Source organism: Acetatifactor aquisgranensis (assembly GCF_943193215.1).
Classification (GTDB): Bacteria; Bacillota; Clostridia; order Lachnospirales; family Lachnospiraceae; genus Acetatifactor; species Acetatifactor aquisgranensis.
In genome coordinates this window covers 1-21,576 of sequence record NZ_CALPDH010000032.1, presented here as the reverse complement: position 1 = coordinate 21,576, position 21,576 = coordinate 1, and the positions used below count along the sequence as shown (strand labels likewise).

The 21,576-nt window shown below is 51.2% G+C and carries 27 protein-coding genes and 1 pseudogene; 4 read left to right on the top strand and 24 right to left on the bottom strand.

Annotated elements, in window-relative coordinates; all coding sequences use genetic code 11:
- Positions 1 to 3: 3 nt before the first annotated feature.
- From NFS35_RS22395 to NFS35_RS22365, 7 genes are all read right to left on the bottom strand, one after another.
- Positions 4 to 4,425: an AAA family ATPase gene (locus NFS35_RS22395; protein ID WP_251209285.1), complete on the bottom strand. Its 4,422-nt coding sequence runs from the start codon at positions 4,423 to 4,425 to the stop codon at positions 4 to 6.
- Complete coding sequence (locus NFS35_RS22390) at positions 4,422 to 5,576, bottom strand: exonuclease SbcCD subunit D (protein WP_251209284.1); 1,155 nt, start codon at positions 5,574 to 5,576, stop codon at positions 4,422 to 4,424. The genes NFS35_RS22395 and NFS35_RS22390 overlap by 4 nt, the downstream gene beginning before the upstream one ends.
- 21 nt (positions 5,577 to 5,597) lie before the next feature.
- Positions 5,598 to 6,011, bottom strand: coding sequence for a hypothetical protein (locus NFS35_RS22385; RefSeq protein WP_251209283.1), 414 nt, complete (start codon positions 6,009 to 6,011; stop codon positions 5,598 to 5,600).
- A 25-nt stretch (positions 6,012 to 6,036) separates the two neighbouring features.
- Positions 6,037 to 6,249: an aspartate dehydrogenase gene (locus NFS35_RS22380; RefSeq protein WP_251209282.1), complete on the bottom strand. Its 213-nt coding sequence runs from the start codon at positions 6,247 to 6,249 to the stop codon at positions 6,037 to 6,039.
- A gap of 170 nt (positions 6,250 to 6,419) precedes the next feature.
- The gene (locus NFS35_RS22375; RefSeq protein WP_251209281.1) at positions 6,420 to 7,235 is read right to left on the bottom strand and encodes a hypothetical protein; all 816 of its coding nucleotides are present in this window, start codon (positions 7,233 to 7,235) and stop codon (positions 6,420 to 6,422) included.
- Positions 7,236 to 7,261: 26 nt separating this feature from the next.
- Positions 7,262 to 7,756: a hypothetical protein gene (locus NFS35_RS22370; protein WP_251209280.1), complete on the bottom strand. Its 495-nt coding sequence runs from the start codon at positions 7,754 to 7,756 to the stop codon at positions 7,262 to 7,264.
- Positions 7,753 to 8,826, bottom strand: a complete 1,074-nt coding sequence (locus tag NFS35_RS22365) for an MFS transporter (RefSeq protein WP_251209279.1) — start codon at positions 8,824 to 8,826, stop codon at positions 7,753 to 7,755. Before NFS35_RS22365 ends, NFS35_RS22370 begins: the two co-directional genes overlap by 4 nt.
- 141 nt (positions 8,827 to 8,967) lie before the next feature.
- Here NFS35_RS22365 and NFS35_RS22360 point away from each other — a divergent pair, with 141 nt between their 5' ends.
- The 3 genes from NFS35_RS22360 (at position 8,968) to NFS35_RS22350 (ending at position 10,173) form a co-directional block, all read left to right on the top strand.
- Positions 8,968 to 9,480, top strand: a complete 513-nt coding sequence (locus NFS35_RS22360) for an AAA family ATPase (RefSeq protein WP_251209278.1) — start codon at positions 8,968 to 8,970, stop codon at positions 9,478 to 9,480.
- Between the two features lie 21 nt (positions 9,481 to 9,501).
- The gene (locus NFS35_RS22355) at positions 9,502 to 9,840 is read left to right on the top strand and encodes an MGMT family protein (protein WP_251209277.1); all 339 of its coding nucleotides are present in this window, start codon (positions 9,502 to 9,504) and stop codon (positions 9,838 to 9,840) included.
- A 96-nt stretch (positions 9,841 to 9,936) separates the two neighbouring features.
- Entirely contained in the window at positions 9,937 to 10,173 is a 237-nt protein-coding gene (locus NFS35_RS22350; protein ID WP_251209276.1) for a hypothetical protein, read from the top strand.
- A 40-nt stretch (positions 10,174 to 10,213) separates the two neighbouring features.
- On the opposite strand, the gene NFS35_RS22345 is transcribed toward NFS35_RS22350, so the two are convergent.
- Together NFS35_RS22345 and NFS35_RS29125 are read right to left on the bottom strand one after the other, a co-directional pair.
- A complete protein-coding gene (locus NFS35_RS22345; protein ID WP_251209275.1) occupies positions 10,214 to 12,241 on the bottom strand; it encodes an ATP-dependent helicase in 2,028 nt (675 codons plus the stop codon).
- Entirely contained in the window at positions 12,238 to 12,363 is a 126-nt protein-coding gene (locus tag NFS35_RS29125) for a hypothetical protein (RefSeq protein ID WP_275564727.1), read from the bottom strand. Before NFS35_RS29125 ends, NFS35_RS22345 begins: the two co-directional genes overlap by 4 nt.
- 156 nt (positions 12,364 to 12,519) lie before the next feature.
- On the opposite strand from NFS35_RS29125, the gene NFS35_RS22340 reads away from it, so the two are divergent.
- Entirely contained in the window at positions 12,520 to 13,599 is a 1,080-nt protein-coding gene (locus NFS35_RS22340; protein ID WP_251209274.1) for a subtype B tannase, read from the top strand.
- A gap of 7 nt (positions 13,600 to 13,606) precedes the next feature.
- On the opposite strand, the gene NFS35_RS22335 is transcribed toward NFS35_RS22340, so the two are convergent.
- The 15 genes and pseudogenes from NFS35_RS22335 to NFS35_RS22270 form a co-directional block, all read right to left on the bottom strand.
- Positions 13,607 to 13,816: an L-2-amino-thiazoline-4-carboxylic acid hydrolase gene (locus tag NFS35_RS22335; protein ID WP_330640415.1), complete on the bottom strand. Its 210-nt coding sequence runs from the start codon at positions 13,814 to 13,816 to the stop codon at positions 13,607 to 13,609.
- A gap of 367 nt (positions 13,817 to 14,183) precedes the next feature.
- Entirely contained in the window at positions 14,184 to 14,537 is a 354-nt protein-coding gene (locus NFS35_RS22330; RefSeq protein ID WP_251209272.1) for a hypothetical protein, read from the bottom strand.
- Between the two features lie 61 nt (positions 14,538 to 14,598).
- Entirely contained in the window at positions 14,599 to 15,126 is a 528-nt protein-coding gene (locus NFS35_RS22325; RefSeq protein ID WP_251209271.1) for a hypothetical protein, read from the bottom strand.
- Between the two features lies 1 nt (position 15,127).
- Positions 15,128 to 15,415, bottom strand: coding sequence for a DUF3879 family protein (locus NFS35_RS22320; RefSeq protein ID WP_251209270.1), 288 nt, complete (start codon positions 15,413 to 15,415; stop codon positions 15,128 to 15,130).
- Between the two features lie 127 nt (positions 15,416 to 15,542).
- The gene (locus NFS35_RS22315; RefSeq protein WP_251209269.1) at positions 15,543 to 15,809 is read right to left on the bottom strand and encodes an NADH pyrophosphatase zinc ribbon domain-containing protein; all 267 of its coding nucleotides are present in this window, start codon (positions 15,807 to 15,809) and stop codon (positions 15,543 to 15,545) included.
- Positions 15,806 to 15,976, bottom strand: coding sequence for a hypothetical protein (locus tag NFS35_RS22310; RefSeq protein ID WP_251209268.1), 171 nt, complete (start codon positions 15,974 to 15,976; stop codon positions 15,806 to 15,808). Before NFS35_RS22310 ends, NFS35_RS22315 begins: the two co-directional genes overlap by 4 nt.
- A gap of 370 nt (positions 15,977 to 16,346) precedes the next feature.
- Positions 16,347 to 17,309, bottom strand: coding sequence for an RsiV family protein (locus NFS35_RS22305; RefSeq protein WP_251209267.1), 963 nt, complete (start codon positions 17,307 to 17,309; stop codon positions 16,347 to 16,349).
- 4 nt (positions 17,310 to 17,313) lie between these two features.
- A complete protein-coding gene (locus tag NFS35_RS22300; RefSeq protein WP_251209266.1) occupies positions 17,314 to 17,859 on the bottom strand; it encodes an RNA polymerase sigma factor in 546 nt (181 codons plus the stop codon).
- A 546-nt stretch (positions 17,860 to 18,405) separates the two neighbouring features.
- A complete protein-coding gene (locus tag NFS35_RS29760; protein ID WP_251209265.1) occupies positions 18,406 to 18,579 on the bottom strand; it encodes a DUF5655 domain-containing protein in 174 nt (57 codons plus the stop codon).
- Positions 18,580 to 18,607: 28 nt separating this feature from the next.
- On the bottom strand, positions 18,608 to 19,018 hold the full coding sequence (locus NFS35_RS22290) for an iron chaperone (RefSeq protein WP_251209264.1): 411 nt from the start codon (positions 19,016 to 19,018) through the stop codon (positions 18,608 to 18,610).
- A gap of 14 nt (positions 19,019 to 19,032) precedes the next feature.
- Positions 19,033 to 19,320: a DUF1905 domain-containing protein gene (locus tag NFS35_RS22285; protein WP_251209326.1), complete on the bottom strand. Its 288-nt coding sequence runs from the start codon at positions 19,318 to 19,320 to the stop codon at positions 19,033 to 19,035.
- 356 nt (positions 19,321 to 19,676) lie between these two features.
- Positions 19,677 to 19,877: pseudogene (locus NFS35_RS22280) on the bottom strand (terminase TerL endonuclease subunit); the annotation flags it as partial.
- 23 nt (positions 19,878 to 19,900) lie between these two features.
- Positions 19,901 to 20,104, bottom strand: a complete 204-nt coding sequence (locus NFS35_RS22275) for a M56 family metallopeptidase (RefSeq protein WP_251209263.1) — start codon at positions 20,102 to 20,104, stop codon at positions 19,901 to 19,903.
- Between the two features lie 22 nt (positions 20,105 to 20,126).
- Positions 20,127 to 20,261, bottom strand: coding sequence for a hypothetical protein (locus NFS35_RS29120; protein ID WP_275564726.1), 135 nt, complete (start codon positions 20,259 to 20,261; stop codon positions 20,127 to 20,129).
- A 5-nt stretch (positions 20,262 to 20,266) separates the two neighbouring features.
- Positions 20,267 to 21,478 (bottom strand): FtsX-like permease family protein, encoded by a 1,212-nt coding sequence (locus NFS35_RS22270; RefSeq protein WP_251209262.1) that lies wholly within the window; start codon positions 21,476 to 21,478, stop codon positions 20,267 to 20,269.
- Positions 21,479 to 21,576 lie beyond the last annotated feature (98 nt).

Sequence of the window (21,576 nt, the reverse complement as noted above, 5' to 3'; positions counted from 1 at the left end):
CATTTATATCACTATCTTCACCTTGCTGCCGATTCCGTCCCTGTCTCTGTATTTGGTGACCAGGATTTTCCTGTCGATGCGCTCTTTCAGCTCGGATACATGGGAAATGATGCCTACCAGACGCCTGCCCTCGGTGAGCTGCCGGAGGGCATTCATGGCCTGGGCCAGGGCCTCCTCGTCCAGGGAGCCGAAGCCCTCGTCCACGAACATGCACTCCATCTGGATTCCTCCGGCGTAAGACTGGATTTCGTCCGCCAGGCCCAGCGCAAGAGAAAGGGATGCCTGAAAGGACTCGCCCCCTGACAGGGTCTTCACGCTGCGCCCAGTGGCGTTATAATGGTCGATCACGCCAAGTTCCAGTCCTGCTTTTCCTTTCAGATTGTCTCCCTGCTCCCTCTTCAGTTCATATTGTCCGCCGCTCATGGTCAGAAGACGCAGATTCGCCCTTCTGATGATACGGTCGAAATAAGTCATCTGGATATAGGTCTCCAGCTCTATCTTCTGTTTACCGGTCAGATTGCCATTGGCAGTGTCGGCCAGAGCGCGCATCCATATATACTTTTTCTCCACCGCGGCGATATCCTCCTGTCTGCCTCTGACCTTGTGCAGGATATCCTGGTTTCGGGTGAGAGCTGTGTATATCCGGTCCCTTCTGGCGCTGCTCTCTCTTTTGGCGCGCTGCCTCTCCTCTCTTTCCGCGGCCACTGTTTCCTCCTGAAGCCGGATGTCTCCTGCCGCAGCCAGCTGCTGCCGCAATGTCTCGATTGTTGCGGTCAGGCGCTCGTTCTGGGTTCGGTATTCCGAAAAGTTATGTTCTGCCAGCTGATAGGCCTCCTCCAGCTCTGTTTTCTGCTTCTGCAGGACGGAAATGCGTTCCAGCGTCCTGTCTCTGGTCTCTCCGCCAAGCTGTTCTGTGAGAGCCGCTATCTGCTCCTGCCTTGCCGCGTTCTCCGCAGCTTTCCCGGCCAGAGCCAGCTCCAGTTCCCGGCATTCCTCCAGAAGCTGATTCCTGAGCGCTTCTTTCTGCGGGATGCTCTGTTCCAGTTCCTGCCGTCTCTCCAGTTCTGTGCGGTTTCGCCGGATATCTTCCTCCAAAAGAAGCATGGCATCCGAAAGCTTCTCCAGCGCCTGTATGGCAAGCTTCTGCAAAGCTGCCTCCTCCGGCTGACAGCCTGGAGAAAGTTCCATGTCTGCCGGGTTTCCGGATTGGCTGTCGCAAAAAGCAATGAGACTGTCCCGCAGCTGCCTTGCACGGTCCGCTTTTCTGCTTTGGATGCCCGCAAGCTCCTTTTCCAGTCCGCCCAGCAGGGTTTGTATCCGGGACAGCTGCTCTTCTTTCTGCCGGCGATTCTCTGCCAACTGCTGACGGAGCATGATCTCAGCCTGTATCCTCTTTTCCCATTGGGTCAGACTGGTCAGATAGGATTCTATCTGAGCCAAAGATACAGAAATTTCTTTCTCCTGATTGTCTTCAGATATCTCAGCAGTCGTGATTCCTGGATTGTCCTGACCATATTCCTCAAACAATCCGTCTGTTTCCGCCGTTACTGTCCTCGTTTTCTGTAATTCCCCGGCCAACTGTTTTCCGGCAGATTCCTCGCGGCCCAGCAGATTGGCGGCCTGCTCCCTGTTTTGTGCTATCATTTCTTCCAGCTGCTTTTTCCTCTCTTCTGCCTCTGCGATGTGCGCCTCTAAACTCTCCAGCTGCTTTCTTCCCGTTTCGGCCTGCTCCAATTTCATGCAGCTGTTCTCATATACCCGGCGCAGAGAGGATGATATTTTCTCCGCAGGCCATTCCGCTCGGGGCATTTTGGGCCCGGGCAGGAGATTGTCGGGCAGCTCCGATAAAAATCTTTCCCACTGCGTTTGTTTTTCGGAATGCTGGCCCCTGGCAGTATTCAGCTTCAGCAATGCATCCTGCCGCCTCTGATCCAATTCTTTCTGTCTCTGTCCCGCGGCTTTCAGAAGTTCATCCAGTTCCTTTTTCCTGCCGCATGCCTGTTGGGCTCTGAGCATTTCCGTTTCCAGGGATTCTTCAAAACATTTTATTCTATTTTGTATTTCATCAATAAATCCGTTCAGCTTTTTCTGGAACCCTGCATCCTCCCCGGATTCCTCTTCCAGGACAAAGTCCGGCTTTTCCTGTCCGTCAGCCTGCTCCCACAGCACAGCCATGCAGAGCAGCCCATGAGCCATATCCTCTATCTGAAACAACTGTCTCCGGAGCTGTTCCCCCAGATGTCCGGCTCTCTCGCTGAGCCGCTCAGCCTTTGCCTCAGCGGCAGACAGTTCTTTCTTTTTCCTGTCCAGAACCGCTTTTTCCGGCACAGACTCAGGGACACGGGCCAGAACCGGGTGATGCACAGAACCGCACACAGGACAGGCCGCCCCCTCCTCCAGGCCTCTGGCAAGCATTCCCGCCCGGGCGTCCAGGAACTGCTGCTCCATTCTCCGATACGCATCTCCCAGCCGAAGCTTTTCCTCTGCTGCTGTAAGATACTCTTCCCTTACGGAGAACAGCTCTTTTTGAAGCATCTCCAGATTTTCCGTTTCCGCACTCAGCTTGTCCCGCGCAAGCTTCGCCTCCCGCAGCTTTTCCTGCCGCTGTTGCGCCAGCAGCCTGCGGGATTCTGTGTCTCCCAGCGACTCCCACTCTTCCTGACAGCAGTTCCACTCCCGCTGATGCGCCTCTGCGCTTTCCCGCTCTTTCTCATAGGTCTTTTCCAGGGCAGCCGCAGCCTTGCCAGATGCTTCCAGGGCATGGGAATGCTCTTCGCACAGACGTATCCTCTGCTTAGCCTCATCCGCCTCATGGCGGAATGCCAGGACGGTTTCCCCGATATTTTTAAGAGATTGCCGCTCTTTCTCATAGGTATCTTTTCTTGCGCTCAAAGTCTCGCTGCGCTCAGACAGTTCGCCCAGCACAGTCCTTATCCGGGCCCCCTCTTTTTCTGCCTCTTGCCGTTCTTTGATCAGCCTCTGCAAAAGCTCCCGCTGGCCTGCAAGCTTTCCGCTTATCTGCTCCACTGAAGAAAGCATTGCATCCCGGTTATTCAGGGCCTCTATTCTGCTCTGCCTATCCGCAATGTCCGCCAAAAGTTCCTGCTGGTTCTTCTGATTATCGGTAAGGGCCTGCTCTGTCTTCCGCAGACGCGCTATCTCCTGTCCCAGGTCTTCGTTCTGGCGCTGGATATTCTGCAGCTGACGCAGGATGTCGCTGCGCCTCCGCTCCAGGCGCTCTTTTGCCTCTCCGGCGCCTGCCAGCAGCCGGTAGGTTTCCTGCTCCTCCAGCAAAGCGGTCTCCAGCGCCTGCCTCCTTAAAGCAATATCCCCGCAGCGTTTTTTTTCTGCCTGGATTTCCTGTTCACCAGCTCTCCGGGCTTCCTGCAAGGCCTCCAGGCTGTCGAATGTCTCCAGGATTTTCCTGGCTGCCTGAATCTGCTCCTCCAGCGGACCGCACTTCTCCCGGTTCTGGCCGGCCTGCACAAAAATATCTTTCCTGCGGGCAAGCTCCTCCTGGAGCTCCTCCTGTTTCCTCTGGTTCTCCGACAGGGTCTTTCGCTGCTCCTCCCGGTGTCTGATGTCTATGATGAGCCGGTCTTTCTTCCTGATTTCTTCATCCAGCTGCTCCAGCTGACCGTCTATCATCTTAAGCGCGGCGGCATCCTCCGCGCACAGTTTTGCCAGCAGCTCTATCCCCTCTTCGACCGTACCGTCGAACTTCGTCTTCTGCAGTTCCTGAAGCCTTTCGCAGATGCCGGCATCCGCACTGTCTGTACTGACGATACTGTCCATATACTGGTTCATGCTGCGTTTCAGCTCCTCATATTCATCCCGCTGGAGCTTTACCGCCGCTTTCAGCTGTTCCTGAATCCTCCGGTAAAGGCCTGTGCCGAAAATCTGGCGAAAGATGTCCCCCCGCTCCTCTGTCCCTGCCAGCAGCAGCTTCTGGAAATCCCCCTGGGCTATCATGGCAATCTGGGTGAACTGTTTTCGGTCCAGTCCAATCAGCTCTGTCACAGCCTTTGTCACATCCTTTGTCTTCGTGACCGGCGCCCTTTTATCCGGATAAATCAGCTCCGCCTCGGCTTTCTGAGTCGTATAGCCTGTTCCCCGCCCTTTCGGCCTCATGTATTCCGGATTACGTTTTACCGTATATTTTTTGCCGCGGCAGATAAAGGTATATTCCACATAGGTGGGAACATCTTCTTTCGCATACTTGCTGCGGAACATATCCGAACGGCGCACGTCGCCGCTGGCCTCCCCATACAACGCGAAAGTTATGGCATCAAATATCGTGGTCTTTCCCGCCCCGGTATCCCCTGTGATCAGGTACAGCCCCTGTCCGCCGAAACTGTCAAAATCTATTTCCGTCCTGTCCGCATAGGGGCCGAATGCGTTCATGACAAGTTTAACTGGTTTCATGCCTCATAACCTCCCCCCGCCAGGTTCTCTATCATCTTTTTCACGAAATTATGCTGTTCCCCGCTCATGGGCTGGTTGTTCTGCAATTCATAGAACTCTCCGAACAGTTCCAGTTCCGATTTCTGTTCCACCATCTCCGCCACATCCACATCCTGGTCCTGTCTGGTGCGGCTGTTGTCGTAAGTCAGACGCATCAGATTCGGATAGACTGTGCGGAGCCTCTGCAGGCCGTCTGGAATATCCTCCTCATCCGTCAGCGTGATCTGCACATAGTCTTCCGTGTCCGTATCCTGATAAAAGGTTTTGGACATCACTTCCAGATAGGCGCCCCTGATTTTCCGCATGTCATGCAGCGGACGCAGAGGCACTGTGGAAAGCTGAATCTGTCCTTTCTCCCGCAGCTCCACGATTGTGACGGATTTCTCCTGCTCTGCCTCGGAAAAAGAATATTTCAGAGGCGTGCCGCAGTATCGGACACACTCTCTGCCCACGGACTGGGGGCTGTGGATATGTCCCAGAGCCACGTAGTCAAAACGGTCGAAGACCGAACCGTCCACGTTGTCCAGGCCTCCCACTGCCGCTTCCTCCGAATCGCAGCGCCCCGCCCCGGTCACGAACTGATGGGCTATGAGGATATTGCGTCTTGTGCCGTCTATTTCCATACGGTCTACAGCTAATTTCACCGCGTCCTGATAGCTTTCCGGCACCGGGCACTCCGGCTCTCCCTCCAGCGCATGCCGGACTATAGCGGGCTTTATGAAAGGGAGGAGATATACGCCGATTTCTCCATAGGCATCTGACAACATCCGGCACGCCGCCTCTCCCTCGTACACCGGAGAAACATGCACGCCCCTTCCGCTCATCAACTGCGCACCGAACGCGATCCGCTCCGGCGAGTCATGATTGCCGCTCACCGCAAAGACTTTTTTCCCGAAGTCCGCAAGGCCTGTCAGGAACCTGTCAAATATCTGCACGGCCTCCGCAGAGGGCACCGGCTTGTCATAGATGTCCCCCGCAATCAGCACTGCGTCCACACTTTCCGAAACAGCGATATCCGATATCTGCTTCAGAATATATTTTTGGTCCGGAATCATGGAGAATTCATTGACACGCTTTCCGATATGCAAATCTGAGATATGTAAAAATTTCATGGATTCCCTCTTTTATGTTTTCTAGTCCCGCTCTTCTTCATCTTGGCCCCGAATCAGTTTCAAAATCAGGTGGTAGATTCCGCGGAACACGGAAAATACCAGGAACATGCTGATAAAGCCCAGTACGCCGAACATAATATCCGCAAATTCCATGGCTCCTGTATTCGTCACCCTCTGGCCGATTTCGATAGCGAAAGTTATGACGATGATCAGAGTGAATACATAAATCCAACTGATGATCATGATGTGATTGTTTCTGGCAAGCCACTTGAACACAGGATGTACTACAAAAATCATTGCCATCCCCAGTGCGCCGATTATCAGGAAATGCAGCTCTTTGTCGGTAAAATTGTATTCATAGGCATCGTTCAGCTCCAGAAGACGGCTGTGTATCCGTGCTATAATTTCCACAATTGCGTATAAAAATCTTTTCATATGTATTCCGTTCTCCTGAGTTTCCTTAATATTCCTTGGTTATTTCCGAAATTCCGTATTTCTGTTTGAACTCTTCCAGTTCCGAACTGCTCTGGATAAGGCATTCCTCTTTGAACTCCCCTGTGTGGATGTTCTTGAAGCCTGCCACCTGTTCTCCATTGCAGATGCTGCATTTTAAAACCGGCCGCCAGTTCTCCCTGTCGTAATCCGCCCGCTGTATCCGTTTTTTCCCAAACATCTGTCCCTCCCGCATTCGTATATAAACGGCATTTAATTCTTGCCGGTTACATAGCACAGCAAGTCATGCCGTTTATCCGGTTTATTGGCAAGATTTAATCGCTACATATAGATTCATTTTCATCCATACCAAGCGTACCACATCATGTCCGCAAATACAACTGAAAATCCTCAGTCTTCCTTTTTCTCCGAAACGCCTCTCTTACGCAAAACCAGAAGCAGAACCGCCGTAGCGACTGCGACTGAGAGCACGAGGATTATCGCCAGCCCCATCACACCCTTGTCCGCTTTCGGCACGATGCGGTCTGTACCATTCCGCGCGTCACTGTCTCTATCGGCTGGCCGTATTTCTGTCTGCGGCGCACCGTCAGGATAGAGCTGCCCGTAGTCAGCTACAGGGGCATCGATGCAGATCCAGACGTTCCTGTAGCCGAAATAATAATTCACCAGGCCCCAGCGGTGCCCCTCCCCGTCCTCGTAGACGCGGTTGTAATCCGGAAGGCCGGCCTCCTCCTGCACAGGTTCATATTCCTCAGAGCCGGGATATTTCCAGAGGAAGACGGCCTCTCCCTGATATGTGCCGCCCAGAGTGCCTGTCTGGTATGTTATCTCTTCCGCATGATCCTCCTGAAAGGAAATACTGTCATAAATCAGCTCCATATAATCCATGGGCATCCAGCCCACGGTGCCGGAATAATCGTCATACACGCCCCACAGGACGCCGTCCCTGTCCTCATAGGTGAACTGAATATACACTTCGTAGCCATTTTCCCATGTGTCCACCACCTCCGGCAGCTCAGGGCTCTTGTACAGGAACACTTTTCCGTCCGGCCCGTTGGCGGTGAACGCCCTCCCCACATAGGAGCATTCCTCGGAATGTTCCTCATAGAAGGAGTCCATGGGCTCCATAATCACATCAGCCCTCACCGGAAAAGAGCATAAGACACAGCACGCCAACGCCGCCAGCAGATAATTCAATTTCCTCATATTCATCCTCCTGTTCCCCATCCTCTCTACCACGTCTGTCTAATCCGCAGGATAAACGACAGCGCAAAATCAATCCGTCTCGCGCAGACGACTCCCAATGAACATGAACATATGTTTGCCATTACTGCCAACAGGACTGGCCGTCCTGTCTGCCAGCCGGGCTTCTCCGTAAAGCAGCGGTAAATCCATGCCTCCGCCGCCACCACTGCCATTTCCACCGCGAGCTGCAGCGGAAAGGAAAGAAACGGCGGCAGATATATCCGGCCCAGCCAGCACAGCAGCACGGCCAGCGGATTCGTCAGCAGATTCACCAGCACCACCAGAAGAGCCAGATGCCTCTTGCTGCCCAGGACTATCCCGCCCTGCTGCGGGCTGCCGGAACCGACGGAAGTATCTTTCGCATTCCGTCTGCCCTTTCCCATATGTTTCATGAACCATCGTATCAGAAATGCCACTATCAGTTCCGCGAATATGGTCAGTGCCAGCGAAATGCCGAACATCCTCACCAGATAAGTCTTCATCTGTCCCTCCCTGTCAGCCGATATCCCGCAGCCAGCGCCAGCAGGGACACTATGCTGCCCGCACATCCCGCAAGATTGCCTCCTGCCGCCGGAATCAGCCCAAAATACGCGGGCAGGAACCCCAGAAACAGCGCAAATGTCAGGAACCCAAAGGCAAAGCCTGGCATTTCGGGCACACTGCATACCATCCAGTACAGGGTAATCGGCATGGTCATATTGAACAAAAACAGCGCTGCCAGTCCCGGGAGCCAGGAAGAAGAAAGCAGAAAGCAGATTCCCGCCAGCCCCAGGGAGATTACCGTAGTCCCAGGGAGCCCATAGCGCGCGGCTGTAAATCCTCCCGCTATCTTTCCTCCTGCTACGGCGAGAACTGCCAATGTGCCCGCCAGGATTCCCGTTTTCCAGGGAAAAGCAACCGCCATTCCCACATAGGAACGCAGTATGACCACTGCCATGCAGCAGGCCGCCACGGCTGCGATTCCCTTTGAAGCCTGCCCTCCGTCGGCCTCTTCCCCATTGCCATTTTCCTGCAGGCTGCTTTCCCGGAGACTGCCCTTCCGGCTGTGTCTGTCCCGCCGTTTCAACTGATATACTGCCCGGGCACATAGCATCAGCATCAAAATACCTGTGCCGGGAATCCACAGATTCCAGGAACCATTTTTACCTGATAAGGTGCCCAGATAAAGCCCCAGAGCGCCCGGTGCCACAAAGATGCCCAGCCATCTGCCCTTTTGGCCTTTCGCCGCGTCCTCCCGTATCGTTCCCACACCGCCGCCCACATGGAACAGCGCATTCCCAATCCCCAGAACCACAGGATGTGTGAAAACTCCCGAAATCGTACAGAGCACTCCTGCCGCCGCGAACAGAAAAGGAACTTCCCCACGCCGCTCTTTTCCGCTCCCGCACAGCGCATCCAGAGCCACTCCGAAAGGCATCTGCAGCGAAAACGCGCAGAAATTGTACAGCAATATGTAAAGATGTCCATTCCCCCGGGGAAGGAATCTGCCGAACATGGCCAGTGCGCACATGCCGTCCACCAGCAAATGTAAAACCGAATAGATTGCTGTCATAATCCGGCCTCCCTCCGATTTTGTCCTTTATAATAAGGAAACGAAATCGCCGCAAAATAGTTCTGTTTCTTTTCCATCATTTTACCACAAAAAGGTAAATCTGTGGTAAAATGTTATCATAATAGTACAAGGAGCGAAAAAATGATCATTCTGATTACAGGCACGTCCCATACGGGAAAGACCGCGCTGGCCCAGAAGCTTCTGGAGAAATATCAATACCCCTATCTGTCTATTGACCATCTGAAGATGGGCCTTATCAGAAGCGGTTATACCAATCTGACTCCATCGGATGACGATGAACTGGTACCCTATCTGTGGCCGGTTGTCAGGGAGATGGCAAAGACCGCCATTGAAAACAGCCAGAACCTTATCGTGGAAGGCTGTTATATTCCCTGTGACTGGAAAAATGATTTTGAGGAAGATTACCTGAAAGAAATCCGGTACTATTGTCTCGTCATGACCGAAAGGTATATCCGGAACCATTTTGACGATATCAGAAAGTATGCCTCTGTCATCGAAAAGCGTCTGGATGATTCCTGGTACAATGAGACCACATTCGTGGAGGAAAATGCCCGCAATCTGGAAATGTGCAAAAAATACGGCAATGATTACATCCTGATTGATGACGAATACCAGGTCGAGATTGATTTGTAGCATATAAAAAGAGGGACATCAATGGATTTTTATCAGAAAATGGCCATCGCCTGCAGGCGCATCCCTCAAGGCAAAGTGGCCACATATGGGCAGATTGCCCTGCTATGCGGAAAACCAAAGAATGCCAGACAGGTGGGCTATGGCCTGAAATGCGGGCTTGCCGGTGAGGATATCCCGGCCCACCGTGTGGTCAGCGCGAAGGGCCTGCTTGCCGGAGCCGCCTATTTTGACACTCCTGACCTGCAGAAGCTTCTTCTGGAGTCGGAGGGCGTGGAGGTAAAACGGACAGACCAGGGCTGGAAAGTGGATTTGAAACGCTATGGATGGGACAATACTTTCGAGGATGCGGTTTTGGAGTAATCGGCAGGCTTTCGGTTCTCTCCGCGCTTAAGGAAAGAGGAAAGGCAGCCGATATTATATGCAACAGGAAACCATTGACGTTTGGGAGGTAAATCTATGACTGACATGACTCAGATGCTGTATACCATGGAAAGCAATCTGCGCCTGCAGAACCGGGCCAGAGCCGAGAGAAGGGCACGGAAAGCGGAAGAAGAAAAAAGAGAATTTCAGGAAAAACTCATGCGCGCTGCCGCCAGCAAGGTGGAACTGGACGGCATGGCCTCCAGGGTCAAAGGTTCAGAGGATGCCGTACAGAGGGATCAGCTGATCGGTATGATGGGTTCAATGTTTTAAACTGCTGAACAGTTAAGATTCCCGCGTTTTTTATGCCATCCTACAGAACCAGCAGGTCATTTTCATAGAGCGTCTTCAAATCAAGCCGTCTCTGTCTATTGCCGAACTGGATGAGGACCTGGGTCTGCCCGGCTTCCACGATGACGCCCTCTCCAAATTTTTTATGCCTTACAATCAGGCCCTCTCCTATGGCGTCACAGAATTTCATATATTTCATCTGGGAGAACAATTCTGTACGGAAAACCGATTTCCTGTTCAGATGGAAGACAGAAAGCATGTCTTTTGCCCTGGTAATGGCCACGTAAAACAGACGGCGTTCTTCTTCATAATTCTGCCGTTCTTTTTCCTCCATATTTTCCATACGCTCCGGCACGGTCTCGGGAAAGATACCGTCTGCCACATCCATGAGATAAACCCTGTCATATTCCAGGCCTTTGCTGGCATGAATGGTTGACAGGATGAAGCTGCACTGCGCATCGTACTTTTTTTCCTCAATCGTCCTGCGAAGCACTGCCAGCCGTTCCAGCAGTCCCTGTAAACTGTCCTCATGGCGCGCGATGGCCTTTAAAATGAACAGTTTGCTGTCGCTGATGCCTGCGCGCTTCAGATAATCCCGGTACCCCATATCCTGGGCGATTCTGTCCAGGCCCTGCTCTGCCTGGTCCAGAGGAAGCCGCCGTAAGTGCAGCCAGACCGCTCTGCAGCTGTATTCTGTCTTTTCCTCCAGATGGCCGAAACGGACAGCCGCCTCCGGCACAGCCATGTCTTTTTCGGCGCTGATTTCACAGATACGCAGCGCCGCCTGCTTGTTGATATAGGTGGAAAGCTTGTAATAAATCTGCAGGAACCTTTCCGTATCCTTAGGATTCAGGGCAAAAAGAATGATGTTCTGAATGTCCTGCACCACTCTGTGGGTGAAAAAGACCATGTCCGTATTCCGGATCCGGTAGGGAATCTCCCGCCGCTCCAGCAGATCCAGAAGAGGCAGTGCGCTTTCATTGTCCCGGTACAGGACTGCTGTCTGTATCCGGCACTCTTCCGCCACTTTCGCAAGATAGGCATACTGGGCGCCGCGGCTGGTCAAAGGGATTTCCCTTATATCCGCTCCGGCCTCCCTGGCTGCTCTCATATGCTTTTCATGGCGCAGGGTGTTCTTCTGTATAAAATAGTCCGCAGCCTCCACAATCAGTGCATTGGAGCGGAAATTCTCCTCCATCAGGAGCACTGTCGCCCCTGGATGATTCTGCTCAAAGGAAAGCAGGGCCTGAGGATAAGCCGCCCGGAATCCATAGATGCTCTGATCCTCGTCCCCCACCATGAACAGATTCTGCCGCCCTCCGGCGAGCAGCCGGATGATTGCATGCTGGATCTTGGATGTATCCTGTGCCTCATCTACACAGATATAGGGATATCTCCTGCGGAAATACCCCAAAGTCTCGGGACTTTTTGAGAGGATATTATGGGCGTAGAGCATCTGGTCGTCATAGTCCATCAGCCCCCGGCCGCGCAGTTCCTCACGATAAATCCTGTAAATCTCCGATATCCGGCAATCGGCCTCCTTATCCAGTTCGTTGATTTCGCTGCTGCCTGGCATCCTGTTCTTGATATAGGTTATCAAAGTCCTGATTCCCTTTAAATCGCCCTCTGTGGCATAGCTGCCCTCTACTCTCAGGTAGATGGCGGAAAGAAGCCCTGCGATGAGCTTATCTTCTGTCACCAGGTCAAAAGATTTCTTTCCTATTAATTGACTGTAGTAGTCAATTATTTTGGCGCAGATTCCGTTGATGGTGCGAAATTCCATCCGGCAGCCTAATTCCTTTCCAAAATATGACGCGAACCGGGCCGCCATATCATGGGTGGCGGCCACGGTATAGGTCAGTGTCAGAATATTTTCAGGCGCAATCCCCGCGCAGTGCACCAGATATCCCAGCCGGGTTACCAGAACTGTGGTCTTCCCGCTGCCGGGAACAGCCAGCAGTAAGATTGGCCCCTCTATGGAGCGGACGGCTTCTGTCTGCTGACTGGTCAGGTGGATATGAAATTTTTGGCAGAATTCTTCGTATGTCATATTCTCTCGTTTTCCGGGAGCCTGACGCTCCGTTCAATCTGTTTTAGGGTATTTTTCATCTCGTTTGGAACCGCAATCTTCAGAATCCGCAGCATCATGTTCCCATCCCGGTGAAAATCCATCTGCTCCGGTTGGCTATGGTTCTGCGCCCGAACCCCGGGTATTGTAATCACTACAGTAAAAAAACCGGGGCGTCAGGGAATGTCAGAATCAGCTCGTCTCCGAAACCAGTCCGTATACAGCATGGCCAAAACATCCAGACAAGGAATCACTTTTCAATGATATCCCAAGCCCCATGGAAAGCGGCCGGATCGGCCCTGATCGTGGATATGAAAGCAGTCGTGCGGTATTTGCGCCATAATAAGGGCATCGTGCCCGGTGATGTGGAGCGGATCGTCACGAATGGCACCAGTGCGGGCGGCGCTTTGTCCGCCCTGGCCGGGGCCACCGGAAACAGCCCTGATTACGTTCCTTACCTTGCCGCAATCGGCGCCGCTGATGAGAGGGATGACATCTTTGCCGCCAGCTGCTATTGTCCGATCCACAATCTCGAACATGCAGACGCAGCTTATGAATGGCTGTTTTCAGGATGCAATGAATACAATATCCCCACCTTCGCGAAAGTGGATGGCAAAGTCCGCAGGACAACGATGACCGGGCAGCTCACGGAAAAGCAGATAGCCTTGTCCAAAGAACTGAAAAAGCTTTTTCCGGCCTATCTGAATGGCCTGCATTTGACTGACCGTGCGGGAAACCTTCTGACATTAGACGAAAATGGTGAGGGCAGCTTCCGGGAGCATGTACGCAGCCATATCCTGAAATCGGCCCAAAAAGAGCTGGATACTCATGATTCTGCCAACCGTCTGCGCACGCTTGCCGTGAAGGGAAGCGAAGTCGAGGAGCAGCCCTGCCTGACCATTGAGGACGGCAAGGCGACTGCATTGGATTGGGACGGCTTTGTGAAGACCATTACCCGCATGAAACCTGTGCCGTCTTTTGACGCACTGGATTTGAGCAGTCCGGAAAATGAGGAATTTGGCACAGAAGAGATCCGGGCAAAGCACTTTACCGCTTTTGCACAGAAAAACAGTGAGGTCGGGGGCGAATTAGCTGATGCGCAGATTATCAGGTTGCTGAATCCCCTAAACTATATCGGAGAAGCGGACACTGCAAAGCACTGGCGCATCCGCCATGGGGCATTTGACAGGGATACTTCACTGGCCATACCTGTTATCCTGGCTACGCTATTGGAAAACAAAGGGTATGACGTGGATTTCTGTTTGCCATGGGGATTGCCTCACAGCGGCGACTATGATTTAGACGCGCTGTTTGCATGGATTGACGGCATCTGCAGATAAGGGGGCGTCAGCGGCGCTCCCTGTCCCATTTGGAACCCTTTTTACAGAGATGGAAGTCACAGCAGTCGCCGCCGGAAACCAGCGTCCTGGTGCGGTGCAGTACGCCGCTCGTCCATTCCGCCGACTGGATATCCAGCATGCACATATGCGGCACCAGATGGGACAGCCCCTCCTGTCCTCCCAGGGCGCACAGGCCGCAGCGGCGATGATTGTATATTCGTCCTCGTCACGGCCCAGGATTACTTCCGTGTTCCAGTTGAAAGGGCTGTCGAACAGGGCGTTGCCTTACTCCGGCCATCCGTGACCCGACGCAATGCGGTCCCGCTCGCACGGTACTTATTCAGCTTTGTGTACAATGGAATTTCCATCCTCCCGCCGTTCTTTTTATCTATGTATATTTTTTCTTCTCCTTTGGTTTCCAGTACACTCGTACCACTTCGCCGCAGTGCGGGCATTTCGGTTCTACTATGATCCTGAACCGCGTTATGCCGATATCAAAAATCCGTCATATAGGTATCTCCCAATAAACGCCTCTCCCTTCATGCCGCACTGCTTCTATTTCTCATTGGTGTCCTCATAAATTCTTAATCATTCCACTTATATTCTGACTGTAGTCCATCTGGAATATTAGTGACATTTACCTCTTTATACAGGAGCGCGCCACCATCCACTGTAAGGTAATTTGCAATCCATTCATTTGACGGATAATCCTTGTATTCACATACCCTGTCGCCCGTATCCCCATTGACATAGCCGATCAGCGTCCCACAGTCATTCTTGGAAACTGCGCAGAACGGCACATACGTCCTTTCCTCCCATATGATTGCCATATATCCGTCACCCTCTGCGGTGCTTATGTCCGCCAGTTCTTGCCCGCCACAGGCACAAAATATAACTGCTGTCAAAATGACAATTCCCAAACCCCATACCTTTTTCATAATCTTCTCTCCCTGTTCCCCGGTCTGCCGGAACAATACCAGCTAATCTTTACGTGTTATCTCACGCCCTCGCGTCAAAGCCGTCCTGCGCTTCCACAGCATCCTGCCTTGCCGCCCGGAACGCATCATAGTAGGCAGCCTTCAAAGCCCCGTGAACCTGCGTCTCCGCCTTCGATTCCTTCTCATGCCAGCCCACGCCCGCCGTGTAGGTCAGTACCTCGTCGCCGTTCCTGTCATACACATGGACGGCAGAGCCCATACCATCTGATTGGAACCTTGTCCCATACGGCTCCCCGAACAGGAGGCACAGCCACCGCCTGTCAGCCTCCCGTATCGTTTTCATGTCCGCCATTTCCTGACTGACCTTCCCCATCAGCGCCGCCCTGTCCGGCGCCACTTTGGCGACCTCGCTTTTCCGCAGGGCGAGGAACTTATTCCCCATATAGACGTTCTGTGCCGCATCTTCTCTGGCGTATTCCGTTATCCTCTTCCGGAGGGAGTCAGACAGCTTCCATCCCCTCCCGGATGATGCCTTTCCTGTTGCGGTGCTGTTTGCCTGATGGCTTTTTGCTATTCCTGTTATATCCATTTCAATCGCCCCTCTCTGTTTTGCCAGAATGCCATAGACCTGCCAAACCCGTAACAGGACTGATATAGGCGCCATCCTTATCATAACGGCTCATTCTGTTTTTGATTGCCTGGACATTTGTGTACCCGACACCGGAACACGCCGCCGACATACTTTTCATTACTGCCTGATACTGTTTGCTGTTCGTATCAATGCCTGCCCTTTTCATCATATCCTTACCGCCATTGCTGTTTATGGGCATTCCCGATATCTGCTGGAACCTGTTACTGAAGTCCCTGCTTATAAGCATATCCTTTACCTCCCTCTACGCTTCATTCTTAATGCCGAACATACCGGCAGATACGTTCGTATTTCAAAGTCTTTACAAATTTTATCGGCAAATTTCCATATTTTTATAGATTATTGTATACAAAAGTCTAAAACAATCGGCAGCAAAATAAGGAAATATAGAACAGCCCGCAATCTGTCCCAAGAGCAAGCCTGTTCCCATCCGCGACCGCCACCATTACCGCCGGGGCGATGCCGGGATATACCGTGTTCCCGCATTCCGGGCAGGCAAGCGCCCTCTGCCCGGACTTCCTTTCCATCCTCCCGCCGCACCTGCCGCAATACCTGTTCCCTTCATACCAGCGGCTTAAGTGCAGGGCCGTGGCCCCGGCAAAGAAAGCCACTCCTGCACTCATCCCCCATATCCCGCAAAAGCACATACTCTCCGCGGAAAGAGAAAAAGCAGGTATCTGCGCAGCTTCTTTTCATCCACGGCGCCGATGACCTCATCCAGCCACTTGACCATCCGTTCCCTGTCCTTCGGCAGATGCCCCTCCACGTTGATGCAGTCCGATGCGCCCATCGTTGCAAAATAGGTGTCTATGTCAAGGCTGCCGATCAGCGTCCTTAATTCATACAGTTTTTCAGTCTCCGTTTCCTCCGTCCGGTTCCCATAATCCTCATGCCCGTGATGGTGTTGATCAGCGAGAGCGCAGCCGTTCCACCACTTCCAGATAATCCGCCACGGTGCTGCCGCATATGTTCACAATGACCTTCGTGTCAAACCAACCACAGAGGGGTCAGACTTGCGACCACTGTGGCCTTTCGCAATCACCGCTTCCATACTGCCCTGGCACGACTCCAAAGTCAAACAAGGGATTCCGGCAACACCCTATGTGCCGGAACCCCTTGTTTTCAGCGGTTTTCCCGATATTCTGTTCATGCCCTTTGCATCAAATAATCGGTTTATATTTCCGTATATCCTGCAACACCTCCGCAGGAATCTCAAACTCCACCGTCCCCATATACATGGGAGCGACTTCTCCCTCATCGAAGCCAATCACCACATTCCCCTTTTCATTTATAAAAAATGAGGTTTCTTCGGTGATGGCCTTAAAATTCCATTCTTCGATTTCATCATTCAGCCAATAATATACCTGTTCATCCGCGTCCATCTGCGCCTGCATCTGCTCTTTGATATTCTCGCTAATCGGCGTAATATAATCCGCTCCCTCTTTAAAAATATCTTTCAGCTGCAGACGCTCTCCCGTATTCAAATCAATGGTATAATAATAATTCCATTGATACCCGCTGCCCGCTCCCTGATAGCAGATCAGCTTCAGCGTAAAATAGTCCGCTCCGGTCGCCAGGATTTCGCTCTTCACGATGACATCCTGATAGCCCTCCTCATATTCCAAATTGGCTTCAAAGTTCTCCACCAGCTCATCTGTAATCTTCTGAATCTCCTCATTTATCTCTTCGGTGGAACGCTCCAGGTTCTCCTTGACCGCGGCGTCCGCTGCCAGTTCATCAATCTTCATCTCTGGTATCTTCAGTTCCGGTACTTCTATATCCGCCATATTCCTGTCTGTTTCATACTCATAATTCCGGAAAGTGACAACCTCCACGAGCTGCCCGATTAACGGTATCTGCTCCATTGCATGGGCTATGGCTGCTGATGTATTGGGCAGGATCATGACTGCTCCTGCAAGCACGGCAGCCGTTGCCGCAAGCTTTGCCACTCGTTTTTTGCTCCTGTCTTTTCTGTTTGCCATATTTGCTTCCTCCATCTTTTTCCGAAGTCCAGCCAGCTGCCTTTCCGACATCCGGGGGCTCTGGTAATTTTGCTTCAATGCCTGAAGTTCCTCTTCCATTTGTTCATTCTGCTTTTTCATTTCAGAAAAATTATAAATCATGCTGTCACCTCCTTGCTTCCTGGTTCTGCATATCGCTGCCCGGCCTGTCCGAAAGAACGCTTCTCAGTTTTTTCATGCTGCGGTATAGTCTGCTCTTGACTGTATTGATGTTTTCGCCAAGTATCTCTGATATTTCTTCCAAGGTCTTGTCCTCAAAATATTTTAATATGACAATCGCCTTATCCTTATCAGGAAGTGTATCCAGGGCCCTCTGCAAATCTATATTAACGTAATCATCTTCCTGATAGCCTGCCTCCATCCCATTTTCTTCCTGAATCGCTTCATAAGAGAGAAGCCTGGCCTGTTTGACATAGCGAAGACATTCATTGAGCATGATTCTGTATACCCAGGTCTCCGCATATTCAGTATACTTCAGGGTATGTCCATTCCTCAATGCTTTGTATGCGCCATTCTGCACAATGTCGCCGGCATCCGCCTCATTGTGTACATAACTGTATGCCAGGCGGTAGTATTGATTATATTTTTTCAGGATTATCTCTTCTATCAGCTTTCTGTTCGTCCAGTCTCTTTTTTCAGGGAAAAAACGCATTCTGTTCACCTCCTTCGTGCCTTTCTGTTATATTAGATATCTCATACAGGATAATAGTTTCATTCTGTGCAAAAAATCTATGTCAACCGGTTTCGATGGAAATCTGGAGAACTTTTTATGCTCTATTATGATTGGAAAATGCGTAAGACAGAAGAAATCATTTTTAACTGCAATAGCGGCGGAATTCCACATCAGCATTGTATGGATATTTTGATTGCGGAAAGGATGAACTGTTATTTTGGCCCGAATGAAGTAAGATTATGCCTGGCAGGAAGAACGAATGAAGGTTTTCAGGCTTATCTGCAAAACCATTCTGCGGACAGGCGTATCCATATGGTTGATACAGAAGATAAATTGTATGAAGGGGAAACCTGCTACTTTACATTTATTGCTCCAAAAAATGAATTACACCCCCTTTATGAACGTGTAAAAAATATAGAGGGAATTAATTGTATTTTTCAACAAGACAAATACAGACCGGAATACTGGTTAGAACTATGTCCGGGGAATGCAACAAAGGCATCAGCAATTCAGAGGGTAAAGCAGTTATGCGGTTGCCAAAGGATAAGCAAAATTATGTCTGTTGGAAAAAGCAATCTGCGTTTTCTGTACCTTTACTTTCACGCCGTCCACCCCGGACAAGACTTTTTCTTCAAAAGCCTCATACAGCGGCAGCGCTTCCGGCTTCCTGTCAAAAAAATATAATACATCCTGGTCCATTCCCTGCGCCTTTCGAATATTCCTTATTTTACGGATGGTTCCCTGTCTCATAACACCATCCTGCAATATCGGAAATCAATCCTGCCGGAACCGCCCTGCTGTACGGAAGCTGTATGGTCCCCTTGCAGGTCTTATAGTCTTTCAGCCGTTCAGCAAATTCCCGGACAGCCTCCGGCCCCGGATACAACCCCACATGGTTCTTAAACCCGGCGAACTGGATGATGTTATGCCCCTTCCAATAAGCCGGCATGCTCCATGAGATCTGTTCCTCCGCCTCTGGCAGCGCCGTACGCAGCGCGTCCCTTACTTCTTTCAGATACGGCCGTACTTCTTCCGGCTGTGCCGCGATATATTCCTCAACCGTCTCCGGCGCTTTCCCGCAGTAATGCCCCTGTTCCTGTCTCTTAAAAGTACGCCCGCATTTCGGACATGTCCACACCGTCCATCCCTCCGTTATTCCCGTTCCCTGACTTTCACCAGGACACTGTCCCCCGGCTGTTTCCCTATCCGGGAGCGAATCTCTTTCCGCACGCCTATGATATAGCAGACGCTCCCGTCAGCGTTCCTTACCCCCATATTTACAATGCTGCCATCATACGGCTCCCCGTCAAACGTGGCATGCACTTTCACCCGTCCCCGCCCAAACTCTTTCCTGATATCATAAGGAAAAAGAACATAAGCGCCGCCGGTCTCCCCGGCTTCATAGATCAGGGACTCATATTCATACACTTTACCATCCACTGCTTTCACCCCGCCCAGCCTGTTTCCTACAGTATACCTGGAATACACCTGACTCCCAAAAAATCCGTTCAGGCTTAAGGTCATACCATCGTCTTGAATATTCCGTGCCTGTTGCAATACGTACAGATAATCCCATGCCCCTTCTTCCTGAACCGCACGGATATTCCCTGCTCCAGGTACAGCTTCACCAGATCCAGTGCATCCGATGTCACATAAGCGATAAAAGAAATTCTTGCAATGATAGCTGACGTTGTGGTTTTCCCGGTGATCCTGTGAGCACAATAATTCTTCCCCGCTTCATTACTGCCCTCCAACTCTAAATTTATACTGTTTAGTATACCAGAAAACCACCCACATTAAAAGCTCAAAATCTTCCTCTCGTCATACAAGCTCCCCATACTCCAGCCATGCCTGGTTGCCTGGTCAAGCGCCATGACCGCCACCGCGCCGTCAATCTTCTCCGTGGACTTCTCCTTATCCGGCTTGACATTCCTTGCCTTGTCCGTCCGGATAAAGATATTGTCCATCATCCGCCGAAGAACCGGATTCCCTCCGTGGTCAACAAAACTGTGAAAAACGGTTATGCAAGCCCGAACCACAAATGCCCTAACCGGATATGTGTCCGCTCATGCTGAATGACAGACCTTAATTCCTCCCTGCTGTAGCTCTCCGGCATTACCTTTGGGATGACGATTTTCGGTGCAAACAGTCCCACGGTAAGCGGCGTGACATTCATGTCCGTAACGCAAAAGGCAGACCGCCGCATATGGCGTATGATTACCATAGTGCGGCGGATTCCGGCTTTTTCATTTTTTATGTTTTTTCTTGATGATACGGACTACCACAGTAATAACAATAACTGCGATAATGACACCAAACAGCGGCAGCCATGTATCAACGATGCTTTGAAATACAGCATCCCATTTAATATTTTCCGGCATATTCTTTATTCCTCCATTCGTTTATTCTGATTCTGATGTTCTACTACCATCCGTTTGCAGGACAGATAAGTGGCAAGAAAGTAGCTCCCATATACCACAAGGAACAGTACAACTGTGAAGCCTAAGTTTGTTGAGATATGGATGTTCATAAATTCCTCTGCGATTTCCATTGCTTTTCCCATCAGGACGGCAGAAAAAATACCCGCCACTGCAAGCGGAGCCGCAAAGAAGATTGCTGTCTGGGACAGCAGGGCGCGGTTGATCTGTTCCTTCTTTGCCCCAAGCTTTTGGAGCAGACCATAACGGTAAATGTTATCGGTTGTTTCCGTAAGCTGTTTCAAAGCCAGCAACGCGGCGCAGATCAGCAAAAATATCAGGCCGATATAGCAGCAGAGGAATGAAACCAGCGCATTCAATCCATAGAACATATCATACATCATGTTCTTTTCCGCATATCGGTAGCCGTGGGCATCATCCAGCCCAATCGGGATCATTTTCTGCAAAACCGCGTCCGAATCAGCATCTGGCCGGTATTGCACCAAAAGCACATTTACATCTTTCGTAAGACTGTGAACAACCGCATCCGGGACAATCAGCGTCCCCCGGTCATTGTTCCCGACAGAGGTCATAAAGTAGGTTTCCTCTAAAACCGTGTCCGATGCCCTTTGCAAAGGAATTCCTGCCAGCACGAAAGCTGCATGGCTTTCCAATGCTTTTTCCACATACTGAAAAGTGCCCTTGTAATTACAGTTCAGCAGGTATTGATTTTCTGTCAATGCCACAGGTTCTTTTCCCTGCATTTTAAGGGCGCGGTTAAAATCCGAAACAGCAAGTACAGAAACACCGCTGTCTGAAATCCCTTCGTCAATGGGCCACAGCTCCACATTCTGACCTTCAAACAGACTGCCATAAGTAAAATCTGCTTCATAAATGCTGATCTGCTCCATATTCTCCGCATAGCCGGATAAGTCGGCATCTTTGGATGCGAGATATTCCAAAATGCTGCTGTCGCCGTCCACGCTGACATTTGACAGCACATTCAAGTCATAGGGTGTGGCAGACCCGGACAGTTCATTCATGGCAAGCGCGGTGCTTACGCCAACCGATACAGCGCAGATTGTCACTGTGAGCAATCCGCAGACAATCGTCATGATAAAGTAATTCGTGCGGATTTTACTGCCAACCTGACGGACGAGGAATGTGTTCAGCCCCCTCAAATAAACGTTACTATTTGCCCGTCAATGTCATTAAGTTAGCACCAGCAGCATAAGGCATACTGCGGGAAAGATGGCGAAAAAGGATGCCCGGCTTCCAC